The organism is Cupriavidus nantongensis, from assembly GCF_001598055.1.
GTDB classification, from domain to species: Bacteria; Pseudomonadota; Gammaproteobacteria; order Burkholderiales; family Burkholderiaceae; genus Cupriavidus; species Cupriavidus nantongensis.
The window spans coordinates 2039527-2054739 of the sequence record NZ_CP014845.1; the positions used below are offsets into that span (position 1 = coordinate 2039527).

A 15213-nucleotide genomic window follows, 5' to 3' on the forward strand; every position below is an offset into this window, starting at 1 on the left:
CGAAGCCTGAACGATGCCCGCGCGGCAACCACCCGCCGGGCCACACCGTAGCGAATTCCCATGATCGATATCAGCCAGATTGTCAGCAGCGCCGCCAACGCGGTGGAAGGCGCGCGGCGCGCCAGCGCCGATGCCGCCACCAATGGCTTCCGCGACGCGCTCTCGCAGGCCCGCGACAGCCACAAGGCCGCCGCACCGGCGCCTGCCGCCAAAGAGACGGTCGCGCACGACAAGCCTGCGGCACAGGCAGCCGCCGGCAAGCCGCAACACACCGCCGCCACCGGCAAGAAGGCCTCTGCCGGAGAGAAGGAGCACGACCAGGAAGACGCCACGGCAGCAACGCCGACCGATGCCGCCACCGCCGCGGCAGCCGCATTGGCGCTGATCCTTCCCGCCGCCGCTCCGGCGAACCCAGCAAGCGCGCCAGCCGGCGCGGCAGGCGCCGCTGTCGCCGGCATGGCCGACACCGCCAGTGCCGCGGCCTTGCAGGCGGCGCTAGGCGGCACCACCGTGCCGAACACCACCGCGCAAGCCCAGGCCGAAACCGGCACCACGGCAGGCGCTGCTGACGGCACCGCATTGCCGGACCCGTTGCAGGCGGTCACCGCCGAAGCGCGACCGGCACAGCCGTCGGTCGCCGACACGCTGGCCACCATCGCCTCGCAACGCGCCGCGCTGCAGCCCGGCGGCGCCGGCACCGATGCAAAATCCAGCGCGACCCCGGCCGCTGCGGGCGACGCATTGGCGCTGCGCCAGGCGGAGCTGCCGGGCCACGACACCGGCGCCTCCACGGGCGGATCGGGCCATCGCCCCGACAGCGGCCTCGGCCAGCATCGTGCCGATCCGCTCGCCGCCAATCCTGCCGCGCCGGATGCCCGGCCCGCAGCCGGCCAGTTCGCCGCCGCGCAAGCTGCCGCGCGCACCGGCGAGACCACCGCGGCGACGCCCGACAGCACCCCTGCCGTGGCCGCCACGCTGGCCGGACAACCCACGCCGGCCGCTGCCGCCGCTGCCGCCACTGCCGCCAGCCGCCCCGTGGTCGCCCCGCCGCTGTACGACAGCCAGTGGCCGCAGGCGCTAAGCCAGCAGATGATCCGCCTGGGCACGCAAGGCCAGCAAAGCGCCGAACTGCAGCTGAACCCGCCTGACCTGGGGCCGCTGAAGGTGGTGCTCAACGTGGTCAACGACCAGGCCCAGGCGCAATTCGTCTCGCCCCACCAGGCCGTGCGCGCCGCGGTCGAAGCCGCGCTGCCGCACCTGCGCACCGCGCTGTCGGAAAACGGCATCCAGCTGGGCCACACCTCGGTCGGCGATGGCTTTGCCAGCCAGGCCGGCAATGGCAACGGTCAGCAACAGCAGGCGCCGGGGCATGGGCGCGGACAAGCTGGCTTTGGGGGCACTGCCGTGGCGGCGGTTGAGCCGGGGCCGGCGGGCAGCGCAATGGGCCGGCCGGCGCGTGTGCTGGCACAGGGAGAGATTGATACCTTCGCGTAAGGGCGCGCTGCCGGCTTGCTCCCCTCGCCCGCAGCGGGAGAGGGGCGGGGGTGAGGGCGGGCGCTGGCAATAGCGACGCGCGTTACTTCGTTGAGGCTCTGGCCCTCACCCCGGCCCTCTCCCGCAAGCGGGAGAGGGAGTACACAACTGGTGTTTGAAAGGCCTGTGGTGCTTCGTCATACCTCTGGTTTGCTCCCCTCTCCCGCAAGCGGGAGAGGGAGTACACAGTGTGCTGACTTCCACGGCAGCCACGACGTGCGAAATGCTGGCTGCAATCAAGACAGGTAAGTAGGACAATGCATGGGATTCCCGCGGCATGCGTTGCCGCCTACAGCCCATGACCTTTGATCTTTTTGACGGCCTCGACGGTGCCCCTTCCGCCACCCCCGTCATCGAACCCCTCGCCGACGGCGCCGTCGTGCTGCGCGGCGCGGCGCGGGCCAATGCCGAAGTGCTGCTCGCCGATGTGCAAGCCATCCTGGCCCTGGCCCCCTGGCGGCACATGGTCACCCCCGGCGGGCTGAAGATGTCGGTGGCGATGACCAACTGCGGCGCGTGCGGCTGGGTCTCCGACGCGCGCGGCTATCGCTATGACGCGGTCGATCCGCTGAGCGGACAGGCGTGGCCCGAGATGCCCGCGAGTTTCCGCGAGCTGGCCGCCAGCGCGGCGGCGCAGGCGGGCTTTGCCGGCTTTGCACCGGATGCCTGCCTGATCAACCGCTATGTGCCGGGCACCCGCCTGTCGCTGCACCAGGACCGCGACGAGCGCGATTTCTCCGCGCCCATCGTTTCGGTGTCGCTGGGGCTGCCGGCGGTGTTCCTGTTCGGCGGCATGCGCCGTGCCGACAAGCCGCAGCGCGTACGGCTGGCGCATGGCGACGTGGTGGTGTGGGGCGGGCCGTCGCGGCTGGCGTTCCACGGCGTGGCGCCGCTGGCCGATGGCGATCATCCGCTGCTGGGGCCGCTGCGCATCAACCTGACGTTCCGCAAGGCGCGGTAGGCGCCCGGCCTTGGCACTTTGGCGGGGGTTTTCTACAGTCAATGGACTGTCCCGAACGCCACCGTGCAAAGGTCCTTCCCATGCATCTCGACGGCTCCTGCCATTGCGGCGCGGTCCACTTCTCGCTCGAGTCCGATTCGCCCTGCCCTTACATGCATTGCCATTGCTCGATCTGCCGCAAGACGGCGGGCGGTGGCGGCTATGCCATCAACATCGGCGGCGATGCCGCCACGCTGCGCGTGCGCGGGCGCAAGCACCTGGGCGTCTATCACGCCGTGTTGCGCGAGCCCGGCAAGCGTGCGCGGCGCTCGCCCGCGCAGCGGCACTTCTGCGTGAAGTGCGGCAGCGCGCTGTGGCTGTGGGACCCGCGCTGGCCAGAGATGCTGTATCCGCACGCGTCGGCCATCGATACGCCGCTACCGCGCCCGCCCGAGGTGGTGGAGGCCTCGCTGGATTCCGTCGCGCCGTGGGTCGACGTGCCGCGCGGCAAGGGCCATGTGCGCTGCGACACATGGCCAGAGGAATCGCTGGCCGACTGGCACAAGCGGCACGGCCTGCTGTCGCGCTGAGGCGGGCGCGCGCGATATGAACGTTTTCGGCGGGAGATCTTAGTCTTTCTTGCCGACGCGGCCATTGCAACGGTTTGGCCGCCGCGCGCATTGCCTCGTGCGGCGCGCGCCAGTATCTTCTGGCGACAACCATACAGAACAGCCAGGGGAGAGCCATGCCGCCAGCCGCCGCCACGGCCGCCACGCAACGCCACACCGGGTTCGCCGCACGCTGGCCTCGCGCCATGGGAACCGCGGTGCTGCTGGCAGCGCTGGCGTGCACGCCGATAGCCGCACGGGCATGGGTGGCCGGCAATGGCGGCGAAGCGGCGGCCACCACCAGCGCGATGCCGAGCGGCAGCAGTTCGGCCGGCCCCTACCGCGGCTATGTCGGACCGCCCGCGCAACCGGATACCGGCGAAGCCGCCGCGGCCCCGCGCCAATGGGACCGCGCCCTGCCGTTCTTTGCGCAGCGCGTGATCGACAAGGGCTATGACCTGCCCAATCCCTATGACATCGGCTATTCGTATTTCGATGGCCACCAGCGCTACCAGTTGAGCGGGCTGAGCATCTCGGCGGGCAGCGCGCCGCTGCGCAGCGCGGACTTCGTGCGCTTCGACCAGTCGCGTATCCACAATACCTCGAACCAGGTGCAGGTCGGCGCATGGCTGTTTCCGTTCATGAACGTCTACGGCATGCTCGGCACGGTGCGCGGCAGCGGCGATATCGGCATCAGCTTCTCGTCGCTGACCGAGCTGGAGCGCTTCTTCGGCATCGACGTGGGCTGCGGCGGGCGCCGGCCGCGGCCGGATTGCGCCAAACCCATCCGGCTGCCGACGCAGCACGCCAGCTACAGCGGGCATTCCTACGGCGCGGGCTTTACGCTGGTGGGCGCCTACGGCGACCTGTTCTTCTCGCTGCCGGTGACGTTCACCGTGTCCGATATCTCCATGTCGGACACCCCGGTAAAGTCGCTCAATATCGGCCCGCGCGTGGGCTGGAATTTCCGGCTGGGCCGCTTCGGCGTGCTCACGCCCTATGTGGGCGCGACCTGGTTCCGCACCCACGCCAGCATCACCGGCCATTTCGACGTGCCGGTGCCGGGCAGCGACCAGACCCGGCGGCTGAACTACCAGATCGATGAAAAGGTGGCGGGCGCCTGGAGCGGCTCGGTGGGCATGAACTGGACCGTCAACAAGTACGTGGGGCTGCTGGTGGAAGTCGGCTACGGCTACAACCGCAACAACGTGATCGCGACCGGCTTCCTCCGCTTCTGACGCTGCCCCGACCATGCCCGCGTTGCCCCGCCGCCTTGCCGCCACCCTCGCCCTGCTGTGCGCCGCCGCGCCGGCGCACGCCGACCAGCCCGGCTGGATGGACCGGCTGTTGACGCGGCTGGGCGCGTCCAGCCAGGTGGACCTGAGCCACGGCATGGACTGGGGCGTGCTGCCGGGGCCGTTCTACAACCCGGAGATGGGACTGGGCATCGGCATGGCGGCGATCGGGCTGTACCGGCCACCCAATGCGCAGGCCGACACGCAGGTGTCGACGCTCAACCTGCACGGCTTCGTCACCACGCGCGGCGCGGTCGGCCTGGGCGTGGACAACACCACCTTCTTTGCCGACGACAGCTATCGTTTCGTCGTTACCGGTGCGGTGCTCAACATGCCGACCTCGTATTGGGGCATCGGCTACGACCGCGCCAGCAACGATGCCAACAAGGAAGCCTATACCCGGCGCGAGTTCTTCCTGCAGCCGCGCATGCTGATGCGGGTGCGGCCCAACACCTATGTCGGCGCCGGCTTCTCGGTGCAGAACGACGACGCCAACAGCCTGCAGCGCGGCGCGGCCAGCGCGCTGGCCGCCGATCCCAACGGACCGCATGTGTTCAGCGCGGGCGTGACCGCGCATTTCTCGTACGACACGCGCGACTTCCTGCCCAACCCGTATTCCGGCCAGGCGCTGGTCGCCAACGCCGCGGTGTACCGGCGCGCGCTCGGCAGCAATACCGATTTCGAGACGCTGGAATGGTCCTATGACCGCTACCACCGGCTGCGCGAGCGCGATGTGCTGGCCTTCGACGTGTACGGCCGCTTCAGCTGGGGCGACGTGCCATGGAACATGCTGTCGCAGCTGGGCGATAACAAGCGCATGCGCGGCTACTTCCTGGGGCAGTACCGCGACCGCAACGTGGTCATGGCGCAGGTGGAATACCGGCTGCATATCGCCGGCCGGCAGGGCATGGTGTTCTGGGCCGGCACCGGCGCGATCGCGCCCAAGCCCGGCGAGCTGGCGTCGGCGCACTGGCTGCCGAACGCCGGCATCGGCTACCGCTTCGAGTTCAAGCCGCGCGTCAACGTGCGGCTCGATGCGGGCTTCGGCCGCAGCACGCGCGGGGTCTACTTCCAGATCAACGAAGCATTCTGAGCGCCCCGGGCCGGGCGCTCGTCGCGACGCTGCTGTTACGCGGGCAGGAAGCCCTCGACCGTCAGGTAGCGCTCGCCCGTGTCGTAGTTGAAGCCCAGCACGCGCGCGTTGGCCGGCAGGTCCGGCAGCTTCTGCGCGATCGCCGCCAGCGTGGCGCCCGACGAGATCCCGACCAGGATGCCTTCCTCGCGCGCGCAGCGGCGCGCCATCTCGCGCGCGGGCTCGGCGTCGACCTGGATCACGCCGTCGAGCAGCGCGGTGTCGAGGTTCTTCGGGATAAAGCCCGCGCCGATGCCCTGGATCGGGTGCGGCGCCGGCGCGCCGCCGGAAATCACCGGCGAGGCCACCGGCTCGACCCCGAACACCTTCAGCTGCGGCCATTTGTCCTTCAGCACCCGCGCGCAGCCGGTCAGGTGGCCGCCGGTGCCGACGCCGGTGATCAGCGCGTCGAGCCCCTCGGGGAAATCGTTCAGGATTTCCTGCGCGGTGGTGCGCGCATGCACGTCGGCGTTGGCCGGGTTTTCGAACTGCTGCGGCATCCACGCGCCCGGGGTGGCGGCGACCAGTTCCTCGGCGCGCGCGATCGCGCCCTTCATGCCCTTCTCGCGCGGGGTCAGGTCGAAGGTGGCGCCATAGGCCAGCATCAGGCGGCGGCGCTCGACCGACATGCTGTCCGGCATCACCAGCACCAGCTTGTAGCCCTTGACCGCGGCCACCATCGCCAGGCCGATGCCGGTGTTGCCCGAGGTCGGCTCGATGATGGTGCCGCCGGGCTTGAGCACGCCGCGGCGTTCGGCATCTTCCACCATCGCCAGCGCGATGCGGTCCTTGATCGAAGCGCCGGGGTTGCTGCGTTCGGACTTGATCCAGACCTCGTGGCCGTTGCCGAACAGCCGGTTGATGCGGATATGCGGGGTATTGCCGATCGTCTGCAGGATGTTCTGGACCTTCATCGTGTTCTCCGTGGCGGTTGCGATGCAGCGGGCCCGGGGCCGCGCAACGCAGGGTCGAATGACCCCGCCGATTCTAGTGCAAAGCGGCGGCGGGGGCGCTCGCGTATGATTGAGGCCGCCGCGCCTTGCCCCCGCTTTCTCCGGAATCCGGCCTCAAATCCCCGCATTGCCCCCTTGCACCGATGCCTGACCATCTGCTGTTGTCCTCCCTGCTGATCTTCGGACTTGGTGGCTTGCTCGGCGCGGTGGGCGGGCTGTTCGGCATCGGCGGCGGGCTGATCGCGATCCCGGCGCTGGGGCTGCTGTTCGGCATGGACCAGCAGCTGGCGCAGGGCACCGCGCTGGTGATGATCGCGCCCAACGTGCTGATCGGCTTCTGGCAATATCGCAAGCGTGCCGACATTGCGCTGCGCACGGCGGTGGTGCTGGGCTTGTCGGCGGTGCTGGCAACGTGGCTGTCGGCGCGCGCGGCCACCGCGATGGATGCGCAGCTGCTGCGGCGGATCTTCGCGCTGTTCATGATCGGCATGGCGCTGTACTTCCTGTGGCGGCTGCTGCCGGGGCGCGCGGTGACGGCGCCGCAGGCGCGGGTTTCGGCGCGCTGGATCCCGTTGGTGGGCGTGATCGGTGGCTTGTTCTCCGGCTTCTTCAGCGTGGGCGGCGGCGTGGTCGCCGCGCCGGCGCTGGTCGGCCTGTTCGGGCTGCGCCAGGCCGCGGCACAGGGCCTGGCGCTGGCGCTGGTGACGCCCGGCGCGGTGGTGGCGCTGGCCACCTATGCCCATGCCGGACAGGTCGACTGGGCCAGCGGCATTCCGCTGTCGCTGGGCGGCATGCTGACCATCTCGTGGGGCGTGGCGCTGGCGCACCAGATGCCCGAGCGCCGCCTGCGCGCATTGTTTGCGGTGTGCCTGATCGCCACCGCGGTGGTGATGCTGGTGCGCGGCTGAGCCTGCGAATATCGCGCGCGGCGCCCTACTTGCGCAGCACCAGGCAGAAGTTGTTGGCCGGCATCGGCACCGGCTCGTCGCAGCGCAGGCCCTGCGCCGCGCCCAGCGCGACCACGGCCTCCATGTCGCGCACGCCCCAGTCGGGGTCGGTCGCGCGCAGCTGCGCGTCGAAGGCGGCGTTGCTGGGCGCGGTGTGCGCGCCGCCGCGGCGGTAAGGGCCGTACAGGAACAGCACGCCGCCAGGCCCCAGCAGCTTGCCGGCACCCGCGAACAGCGCCTCGGCCGCGGCCCACGGGGCGATATGGATCATGTTGATGCAGACCACCGCAGCCGCGGCGTCGATGCCCCACGGCTGCTGGCAGACATCCAGCGCCAGCGGTGCACGCACATTGGCCAGGCCCGCATGCGCGGTCCAGGCCGCGATCGACGCGCGCGCGGCGGCGTCCGGATCGCTGGGCTGCCAGGTGATGCCGGGCAGCGCCGCGGCGAAGTGCACCGCGTGCTGGCCGGTGCCGCTGGCGATTTCCAGCACCGTGCCGCTGGCTGGCAGTACCTGGCGCAGCACCGCGAGGATGGGCTCGCGGTTGCGCTCGGTGGCGGGCGCCATGCGGCGCGCGTCGGGGTCGTGGGTCGGGCCGGTCATGGTGGCAGGCTCAGCGGGCGTGGGGGAAGCGCCTAGCGTAGCAGAATTGGCGCGCGGACCGCGCCGCGCGCCTTCCTTCCTAATCGGCCCATCAGCGGATCAACCCGGCGCACACGGGAATGCCTGCGCCACCGACGGCCGCAGCGCCGCCGTGGTCTGGCTTTCGTCGCCGCTCGCCAGCGTGTTGTCGGTGAACTTGCAGCCGTAGGCCGGGTTGGCCACGGTGGCGGCGTCCAGCACCTCATCGCCGGCCGGCTTCACGCCGTTCTGTTCCCAGTTGACCATGTCGTCGAAGGCCCGGGCCTGTTCGGCCACGGTGAAGTCGCAATGGCTGACGCCGCGGATGGCGCGCTGCACCAGCCATTGCGCGGTGCCGTTGGCATCGGCGCGGCGCTTGTAGATCTGCTCCATGCTGAACGGCACGTACATGTCGCCCAGCGTATGCAGCGTCACCACCGGCACGCCGATGCGCGCATTGGCCCTGGGGATCCAGCGCAGGCCGTCGCTGCGCGCGCGGTTGGCCTCGGCGCTGCCGGTCACGCGGAAAATGCCCGCGTTGAACGACTGCTCCGCCACCGACTGCGCCGGGTCGTTGTCGAACTGGAAGGTGATGCCGGTGGTGTTGACCACGTTCTGCGTCAGGATGCCGTTGACCGAGCCATCCTGGCCGAAGGTGCTCCACACCGCGTCCTGCAGCCCCTGCGCGCCCGGGCCGCCGAAGCCCCAGTCGAACAGCGGCCGCTGCCCGCCGGTCAGGTTGCGCACGATCGCCTTCAGGGTATCGCCCTGCGCCGTGGTCTGGCCGGGGTAGGTGGTGAACAGCGCCGCGCGCACCGCCGGCGCGATCTGCGCCCAGTTGGCCGCCGGCCACGCCGTCACCGGATAGCCGGCCAGCTGCTGCGCGGCGGTCTGGTAGGCGCCGAAGTAGTTGAACAGCTCGGTATCGCCGAGCACGCCGCACATCGGCACCGCGCCGTGGTAGCGCACCTTGTGGTTGGCGGCCTGGATGTTCTCTTCATCGACCGCCGCGGCCGAGATATGGCCGCCCATCGAATGGCCGATGATATAGAGGCGCGACGGCGCCGCCAGCGTGCGCCCGTTCTGCGCGGCAATGCGCGTGAAGGCCAGCGCCAGCGCATTGGTGTCTTCCAGGCCGGCGCGCACGTCATAGTAATTCTTGGCATAGCTGGACGCGGCCCAGGCGTAGCCGTTGGCGAGCAGGTGCCGGCGGATGCTGGGAAGCGTCACCGACAAGGCCGCGCCGGTGCCGGCATAGCCGTGGGCATACATCACCAGCCGGCCGTTCCAGTTCTTCGGCACCTCGATGCGGTAGCCGGCGCCATCCTGCACGCCCCACCAGCGGTCGGCCTCTGGTGCGCCGGCCAGCGCCGCGAACGGCAGCGTGGCGGCATCCATGGTGAAGGTGCGGTCGTCCTGCGGGCGCTTTTCTTCGGCCTGCGGCGGCGGGCTCTGCGCCGGCTCATCGTCATCGCCGCCGCAGCCGTACAGCAGCGTGGCGGCGAGGCACAGCATCGCGGCTTTCCCGACAGCTCGTTTCATGCCTGGTCTCCTTTGTTATGCGGATCTTGTTGTCCTGGGCGGATGGCGCGCCGCCGGCGAAGTGCCGTGGCGGGCGCCCCAACCACTGTAGGACACGATGACGCAAGCCGCATGGAGGCCATCCTCGACGCGCTGGGGCCGTTGCAACGGATGCGGGTTAGCCCCGACTCGCCTGAACCGGAGCCGCGTGTTAGCGGACGACGCCCGGATGAGCGATGGCTGCGCCGCAACGCAAAACGGCGGGCCGAAGCCCGCCGTTGTCATCACTGCACGCGGCCGTGCGTCAGGCCTTGGCCAACTTGACGCCGGTCGGGTCGCCGGTCAGGTAGCCGACCGCCGCGCCGAAGCGGTCCTTGTAGCTGGCGCGCACCAGCGGATCGAGCTGCGCCTTGACCTTGTCGTGCAGCGGGGACTCCCAGTCGCCGACATGCTGGAAGTTGCTCATCACGTAGGTCCAGCCGTTGATCTCGTCCACCGCATGCAGGCCGGTGGATTCGGCGCCGGCCGGGCACGACAGCACGCGGCTGAGCACCTTGGTGTCGACGTTGTACGCCCACAGGAAGTTGTTGACGTGGGTGTTGCTGTCCTCGCCGACGAACAGCGTGCGCAGCTTTTCCGAGAACTTCAGGTTGTCCGGCGTGGCCACCTTGTCGGGGTTGGCAAAGTTGCCCAGCGCATCCTGCTGCTTCATCTTGCCGCCGCCCAGGTCTTCGCTGATCAGCGCCGGCACCGCGGCCATATCGACCGGCACCCATTCGCTCGCCATCGCCGTGCCGCTCTTGTCAGCCTGGCCGCCCTTCAGGTTCAGTTCATAGACCGCGCCGGAGTACGGGCCTTCCACCTGGATATCGCCGGCATTGGCAGCATTGCCCGCCAGCATGCTCGATTCGATGCGCGACATCGCCGAATAGGCCTTCTTGTCCTGGATGTTGACGGTGGTGCCTTCCATCTTGGTAAAGCCCAGGCTGCCGCCGACCAGCGCGGCATAGCGGTGCGTTTCCAGGAACGCCGCGGCCTTTTCCATGCCCGGCACCAGCTTCACCCAGTTGGGCTTGCCATTGTAGAGGATGCGGGTGTAGCTGGCGTCGGCCGGGTCGGCGGTCTTGACGTCCATGATGTCGGCCAGCCGGATGCCGCCGTCGACCAGCGCGCGGATCTCGGCGCTGGTGGCGTGGCCCAGGCGGATCCACGACAGCGTGGCGCTGCCCGGGCCGGTGCCCGAGGTCTGGTGCCACTTGGCCACGTACAGCGTGCCGGCGGACAGGTCGCGCGGCTGGTCGGCGATAAACAGGAACAGGCCGCCGTTGGTGGCATCGTCGCCCATCAGCACGGTGCGCTCGTCCGGCATGACCTGCACCAGCTCGTGCGAGATGCGGCCCAGGCAATAGTGCTTCTTGATGGTGCCGGTGCCGTCCGGGTGCACCGTGACTTCCGGCAGGTGGCCGTAGTTGTAGGCGTTGGCGCGGGCCGGGTCGCCGTACAGGTTGCGGCTGTAGCCCTGCAGCTGCGTGACCGCGTTGGCATCCATCAGGTCGGTCTCGTATTCCTCGCTCGACAGGTGCGTGTTCCACGGCGACAGGCTGGCACCGCAGGTGATCCACAGACCGTTGACGCCCGAGGTGTCGACGTTGTGGTACCTGACCGGGGTCAGCTTGCCGGTGGCCGGGTCCTGGTCCAGCGTCAGCACCGCGATCGGCGACGGCAGCAGCCCGTACATGCTGGCATTGCCCTGATTGCGCGTGGTGTATTCGAACTGCACCACCGCGAACACGGTGTTGCCCTTGACGCCCGGCACGGTCGGGTTGGCCAGCGTCAGCAGCGAGCTGCCGTCCGGTGCATCGGAGAAGAACTGGCGTTCCTTGCCGGCGACCGAGGTATCGATGATCGGCTGGTTGTTGATGTCGTAGTAGCCGCCCGCCACGACGGTGCCGCCCTTGCCATCGGGCAGCGTGTCGCCGGTGACGAAGAAGGGCTGGTAGGCCAGCTTGTAGGTCTGGCTGCTGCCGTCGCTGAAGGAGACCTTGAGGCTGGAGCCGACCGTGGTGGTCGCCATGGCCTCGGGCGTGGCCAGCGTCGGCGCGCTCATCGGCACGAACTCTGCGCTGGTGAAGGTGGCGGCCGGGCCGGGGGCGGGCGCCGGGGCCGGCGCCGGCGCGGCGTCATCGCCGCCGCCGCAGCCTGCCAGCAGGCTGGTGGAGGCAAAACCGAGCGGCAGCATGGGCGCGCCGGCCAATAGCTTCAGGGCCTTGCGACGGCCAGCATTGGGTTGTTCAAGCATGTTTTCGATCCGGGGAAAGGAAAGGGATGGTTCACTGCATGTTTGCGCCAGTCCCGGGGGCGGAACCAGGCACCTGTTGCACAGGCGGCGGCGGGCGTCATCGCGCACGTCCGGGGCGGATCGTAGGCCCCGTTTATGACACCAGGTTGACGATGCAACACAAAGCGTTGCGGGCTTCGGGTCAGCCGGGTCCGCTGCGGTACACTGCCGCCTTGCATCCGCGGCCCGGCCGGCGCGGATTTCCGTACCCGTTCCGCGCCGCTTGCCCTTGCCCACCTACACGCTAGCCACCCCCGTCCACGCCGAGATCGAGATCCGCAAGAGCCGCTTCCTGGCGCTGGCGCTGCCGGTTGCCGACCGCGACGCCGCCATGGCCGCGCTGCAGGCGCTGCGCGCCGAGCATCCCACCGCCACCCACGTGTGCTGGGCGCTGCTGGCCGGCGGCGCCTCGGGCATGTCCGACGACGGCGAACCCTCGGGCACTGCGGGGCGGCCGATCCTGGAGGTACTGCGCCACCACGACCTCGACGGCGTGCTGGCGGCGGTGGTGCGCTACTACGGTGGCGTCAAGCTGGGGGCCGGCGGGTTGGTGCGCGCTTACACCGATGCCATCGCCGCGGCCCTGAAATGCGCCGAACGGGTCGAGCGCATCGCCTACGGCACGCTGGCCGTCGCGGTCGACTATGCCGACGAGCCGCGCGTGCGCCGCTGGCTGGACTACGAGGCCCCCGCTGGCTGCACGCTGGCCGAGACCGGCTACGGCGCGCTTGCCACGCTGGTGCTGCGCATGCCCGCGACCCAGCTCGACGCCGCGCGCGACGCCCTGCGCGACGCCACCCACGGCCGCGCGCAGTTTCCGCAGGCGCAGGACGACAGCCATGGCTGACATCGAGCCTTCGGACCAAAGCGCCGAATTCACCGCACAAGTGCTGCCGGGCCATGCGCGCTTCACCGCGCCGACGGCGCTGAGCCTGCTGGAGGCGGCCTTGCTCGAAGGCGTGGCGCTGCCCAATTCATGCCGCAACGGCACCTGCCGCGCCTGCGCCAGCCGGCTGCACGCGGGGACGATCCGTTACCGGATCGAATGGCCTGGGCTGAGTCCGGACGAGAAGGACGAGGGGCTGATATTGCCGTGCGTGGCTTGTCCGGAGAGTGATGTGGTGTTTGAGCCGGTCAGTCTCGGCTAGCTGCGATCAGACCAGCCGAATGGGCCCGGGGTATTGGCCAACAAGCGGGTCCGAGGTCAGCAGCGTCAGGCCTTCCACGGTTGCCTGGGCGACAAGCAGCCGGTCAAACGGGTCCTTGTGAATCGGCGGAAGGCAATCAATCGCCACCGCATGATCACTGCGGATCGGCAGCTCACTGTAGCCGTTATCAAGCAAGCCTCTGCGAAAAACCCGGGCGTTGATCTGGAAGTCCGCACGGCCAAGCCCTTGCTTGATGGCGATCTCCCACAGGCTGGCGGCGCTGAAAATCAGCACTGTGTCGTCGGCATTCAATAGCGCCTGCGCGTCTGGCGAGATGCGCTCAGGCGTCAGTGCCATCCACAGCAGCAGGTGCGTATCCAGCAGGAGTTTCATGACTCGCCGCCAAACATGGCTTCAATCTCGCGCTGGCCCATGCGATCGAAATCATCGGGCACCTGCCCCTGTCCGGCCATGAATCCCAACCGCTTGACCTGCGCTTTCTCCGGCACATGCAGCGCCACGACTTTTACAAGGGGCTTGCCTGCCTTGGCGATCACAAAAGGCTCGCCGTTGGCCGCCTGGTCGACCAGCCGCGAGAGATGGGTTTTGGCCTCGTGGATGTTGATGGTTTGCATGACGCGCCTCACTAAACTAAGTCCACTTAGTTTAGTCCATTCATCCTCCTGCGGCAATCGCCGTTCCTCTAAACCCCAACCGCCAGAAAAAACCGCAACGCCAGCTTCAACCCATCCGGCCCCGCCGGGTCCGAGAACGCGTGCCCGCCGGCGCCGCCGCTCCACGCGTGGCCCAGGCCTTCCACGCGCACCAGCCGCAGGTAGGGCGAGCTGCCCTCGTACCAGTCGAACACATCGATGGCGTGGCGCATGCCGCGCTGGATGCGCCGGGACGGCACGCCGGCCAGCGGCGGGGTGCCTTCGGGCTGCAGGTGCAGCCACATGCCGGCGGCGGCGGTGGCGTTGCTGAAATCGACCATGTGGTCGGCATCGCCGTGCAGCAGCAGCAACGGCGGCGGGCGGCGTCCCGCCAGGCCGAAGCGCAGCGCCTGCATGGTCTTGGCGTCGGGCCCGCGCTGCCCGCGCATGGCGCGCGCGGCCTGCGCGGCATTGCTGGCGCTCCACGGCACGGCGCCGGAGTGCGAGCCCACCGCGGCGAAGCGCGACGGATAGCGCAGCCCCAGCATCAGCGCCATCGCGCCGCCGGCAGACAGGCCCAATACGCTGATGCGGTCCGCCGCCACCGGATGGCGGCGGCAGGCCTGGTCGATCAGCGTCATCAGCAGCCCGGCTTCCACGGCGCCCTGCGCGGCGGGCCGGAACCAGTTCCAGCAACGCTGCGCATTGGCCTGCGAACTCTGCTCGGGCAGCAACACCACCCAGCCGGATTCGCGCGCCACCGCAGCGGCGCGCGTGACCGCGGCAAAGCTGGCGGCGTCCTGGCCGCAGCCGTGCAGCAGCACCAGCATCGGCGCGCGCCGCGACGCGGTGGCGCCGGCCGGCACGAACACGCGGTAGCGGCGCGGTGCCAGCGGCGCGCCCCAGCTGCCCTCTTCCCAGCGTCCGCTGCCACGGCTCTGCGGCGCCGGCACCGGCGACACCACGCCGGACAAGGCGCGCTGCGTCGCGGCCGTGACTGCAGCGGATTGCTTCACCGCGTTGCGCACGATGGCCTCGGTCATCGGCTTGGTCAGGTTCTTGTTGACGGCGCGCTGCATCTGGCGCGCATGGCGGGACGCGGTCTTGTTCAGCGTGGACCAGAGTTTCGCGCCGGGTGAGCGGGGCATGCGGCTTCCTGTGCAAGGGATCACCGCCACATGATATGCGCTGCGGCCGTCGCAACTTGCATGCAACGCGCGCCGGATGTCTGCCTACAATGCAAGGACCGTGTCGCGCCCAGACACGAACCGGAGGCAAGCATGAGCGATGTGAGCGAGTTCAGGCCCCTGGATCCGGGCCGCATCAACCTGATGGATCCGCTCGAAGTGCAGTACTGGTGCAGGGAGCTCGGCTGCAGCACCAGCGAACTGGAAAACGCCGTCGACCACGCCGGCGATCATATCTCGGCGGTGCGCGCGCAGCTCGAACAGCAGCACGCGGGCGCCCGCTCCGGCTGACATCCCCACCCCGGCGGGGATGCCAGCACGCAACGTCTTGCGCGG

16 protein-coding genes are annotated in these 15213 nt (G+C 69.5%); 9 read left to right on the forward strand and 7 right to left on the reverse strand.

Features of this window, described 5'->3' with window-relative positions; translation table 11 throughout:
• Positions 1-60: 60 nt before the first annotated feature.
• The 5 genes from A2G96_RS30035 to A2G96_RS30055 all read left to right on the forward strand — a co-directional run bounded on the left by A2G96_RS30035 (position 61) and on the right by A2G96_RS30055 (position 5469).
• Positions 61-1494, forward strand: a complete 1434-nt coding sequence (locus A2G96_RS30035; RefSeq protein WP_062803761.1) for a flagellar hook-length control protein FliK — start codon at positions 61-63, stop codon at positions 1492-1494.
• Between the two features lie 337 nt (positions 1495-1831).
• Positions 1832-2494: a DNA oxidative demethylase AlkB gene (gene alkB / locus A2G96_RS30040; RefSeq protein WP_062803762.1), complete on the forward strand. Its 663-nt coding sequence runs from the start codon at positions 1832-1834 to the stop codon at positions 2492-2494.
• An 80-nt stretch (positions 2495-2574) separates the two neighbouring features.
• On the forward strand, positions 2575-3063 hold the full coding sequence (locus tag A2G96_RS30045) for a GFA family protein (RefSeq protein WP_062803763.1): 489 nt from the start codon (positions 2575-2577) through the stop codon (positions 3061-3063).
• A 155-nt stretch (positions 3064-3218) separates the two neighbouring features.
• Complete coding sequence (locus tag A2G96_RS30050; RefSeq protein ID WP_231909702.1) at positions 3219-4319, forward strand: hypothetical protein; 1101 nt, start codon at positions 3219-3221, stop codon at positions 4317-4319.
• Between the two features lie 13 nt (positions 4320-4332).
• On the forward strand, positions 4333-5469 hold the full coding sequence (locus A2G96_RS30055) for a BamA/TamA family outer membrane protein (protein WP_062803764.1): 1137 nt from the start codon (positions 4333-4335) through the stop codon (positions 5467-5469).
• A 35-nt stretch (positions 5470-5504) separates the two neighbouring features.
• Here A2G96_RS30055 and cysK read toward each other — a convergent pair whose 3' ends face one another.
• A complete protein-coding gene (gene cysK / locus A2G96_RS30060) occupies positions 5505-6422 on the reverse strand; it encodes a cysteine synthase A (protein ID WP_062803765.1) in 918 nt (305 codons plus the stop codon).
• 182 nt (positions 6423-6604) lie between these two features.
• Between cysK and A2G96_RS30065 the strand changes: the two genes are divergently transcribed.
• Positions 6605-7369, forward strand: a complete 765-nt coding sequence (locus A2G96_RS30065) for a sulfite exporter TauE/SafE family protein (protein ID WP_062803766.1) — start codon at positions 6605-6607, stop codon at positions 7367-7369.
• Between the two features lie 25 nt (positions 7370-7394).
• Here the strand turns inward: A2G96_RS30065 and A2G96_RS30070 are convergent, their stop codons facing one another.
• The 3 genes from A2G96_RS30070 to A2G96_RS30080 all read right to left on the reverse strand — a co-directional run bounded on the left by A2G96_RS30070 (position 7395) and on the right by A2G96_RS30080 (position 11850).
• The gene (locus A2G96_RS30070; protein WP_062803767.1) at positions 7395-8012 is read right to left on the reverse strand and encodes a DUF938 domain-containing protein; all 618 of its coding nucleotides are present in this window, start codon (positions 8010-8012) and stop codon (positions 7395-7397) included.
• A gap of 99 nt (positions 8013-8111) precedes the next feature.
• The gene (locus A2G96_RS30075) at positions 8112-9572 is read right to left on the reverse strand and encodes an alpha/beta hydrolase family protein (protein WP_062803768.1); all 1461 of its coding nucleotides are present in this window, start codon (positions 9570-9572) and stop codon (positions 8112-8114) included.
• A 283-nt stretch (positions 9573-9855) separates the two neighbouring features.
• Complete coding sequence (locus A2G96_RS30080) at positions 9856-11850, reverse strand: PhoX family protein (RefSeq protein ID WP_062803769.1); 1995 nt, start codon at positions 11848-11850, stop codon at positions 9856-9858.
• 268 nt (positions 11851-12118) lie between these two features.
• Here A2G96_RS30080 and A2G96_RS30085 point away from each other — a divergent pair, with 268 nt between their 5' ends.
• Positions 12119-12736 (forward strand): IMPACT family protein, encoded by a 618-nt coding sequence (locus A2G96_RS30085; RefSeq protein WP_062803770.1) that lies wholly within the window; start codon positions 12119-12121, stop codon positions 12734-12736.
• Positions 12729-13037 (forward strand): 2Fe-2S iron-sulfur cluster-binding protein, encoded by a 309-nt coding sequence (locus tag A2G96_RS30090; protein ID WP_062803771.1) that lies wholly within the window; start codon positions 12729-12731, stop codon positions 13035-13037. The genes A2G96_RS30085 and A2G96_RS30090 overlap by 8 nt, the downstream gene beginning before the upstream one ends.
• Before the next feature lie 6 nt (positions 13038-13043).
• On the opposite strand, the gene A2G96_RS30095 is transcribed toward A2G96_RS30090, so the two are convergent.
• From A2G96_RS30095 to A2G96_RS30105, 3 genes are all read right to left on the reverse strand, one after another.
• Positions 13044-13430, reverse strand: a complete 387-nt coding sequence (locus tag A2G96_RS30095) for a type II toxin-antitoxin system VapC family toxin (protein WP_062803772.1) — start codon at positions 13428-13430, stop codon at positions 13044-13046.
• Entirely contained in the window at positions 13427-13672 is a 246-nt protein-coding gene (locus A2G96_RS30100) for a type II toxin-antitoxin system Phd/YefM family antitoxin (RefSeq protein ID WP_012356952.1), read from the reverse strand. The genes A2G96_RS30095 and A2G96_RS30100 overlap by 4 nt, the downstream gene beginning before the upstream one ends.
• A 68-nt stretch (positions 13673-13740) precedes the next feature.
• Positions 13741-14838: an extracellular catalytic domain type 1 short-chain-length polyhydroxyalkanoate depolymerase gene (locus A2G96_RS30105; protein WP_062803773.1), complete on the reverse strand. Its 1098-nt coding sequence runs from the start codon at positions 14836-14838 to the stop codon at positions 13741-13743.
• Between the two features lie 132 nt (positions 14839-14970).
• Between A2G96_RS30105 and A2G96_RS30110 the strand changes: the two genes are divergently transcribed.
• Entirely contained in the window at positions 14971-15168 is a 198-nt protein-coding gene (locus tag A2G96_RS30110) for a DUF3606 domain-containing protein (RefSeq protein ID WP_062803774.1), read from the forward strand.
• Positions 15169-15213: the final 45 nt, after the last annotated feature.

Bases quoted from the DNA above. Each gene is read 5' to 3' on its own strand.
- A2G96_RS30035 (WP_062803761.1), top strand. From the start codon at position 61: ATGATCGATATCAGCCAGATTGTCAGCAGCGCCGCCAACGCGGTGGAA.
- alkB (WP_062803762.1), top strand. From the start codon at position 1,832: ATGACCTTTGATCTTTTTGACGGCCTCGACGGTGCCCCTTCCGCCACC.
- A2G96_RS30045 (WP_062803763.1), top strand. From the start codon at position 2,575: ATGCATCTCGACGGCTCCTGCCATTGCGGCGCGGTCCACTTCTCGCTC.
- A2G96_RS30050 (WP_231909702.1), top strand. From the start codon at position 3,219: ATGCCGCCAGCCGCCGCCACGGCCGCCACGCAACGCCACACCGGGTTC.
- A2G96_RS30055 (WP_062803764.1), top strand. From the start codon at position 4,333: ATGCCCGCGTTGCCCCGCCGCCTTGCCGCCACCCTCGCCCTGCTGTGC.
- cysK (WP_062803765.1), bottom strand. From the start codon at position 6,422: ATGAAGGTCCAGAACATCCTGCAGACGATCGGCAATACCCCGCATATC.
- A2G96_RS30065 (WP_062803766.1), top strand. From the start codon at position 6,605: ATGCCTGACCATCTGCTGTTGTCCTCCCTGCTGATCTTCGGACTTGGT.
- A2G96_RS30070 (WP_062803767.1), bottom strand. From the start codon at position 8,012: ATGACCGGCCCGACCCACGACCCCGACGCGCGCCGCATGGCGCCCGCC.
- A2G96_RS30075 (WP_062803768.1), bottom strand. From the start codon at position 9,572: ATGAAACGAGCTGTCGGGAAAGCCGCGATGCTGTGCCTCGCCGCCACG.
- A2G96_RS30080 (WP_062803769.1), bottom strand. From the start codon at position 11,850: ATGCTTGAACAACCCAATGCTGGCCGTCGCAAGGCCCTGAAGCTATTG.
- A2G96_RS30090 (WP_062803771.1), top strand. From the start codon at position 12,729: ATGGCTGACATCGAGCCTTCGGACCAAAGCGCCGAATTCACCGCACAA.
- A2G96_RS30095 (WP_062803772.1), bottom strand. From the start codon at position 13,430: ATGAAACTCCTGCTGGATACGCACCTGCTGCTGTGGATGGCACTGACG.
- A2G96_RS30100 (WP_012356952.1), bottom strand. From the start codon at position 13,672: ATGCAAACCATCAACATCCACGAGGCCAAAACCCATCTCTCGCGGCTG.
- A2G96_RS30105 (WP_062803773.1), bottom strand. From the start codon at position 14,838: ATGCCCCGCTCACCCGGCGCGAAACTCTGGTCCACGCTGAACAAGACC.
- A2G96_RS30110 (WP_062803774.1), top strand. From the start codon at position 14,971: ATGAGCGATGTGAGCGAGTTCAGGCCCCTGGATCCGGGCCGCATCAAC.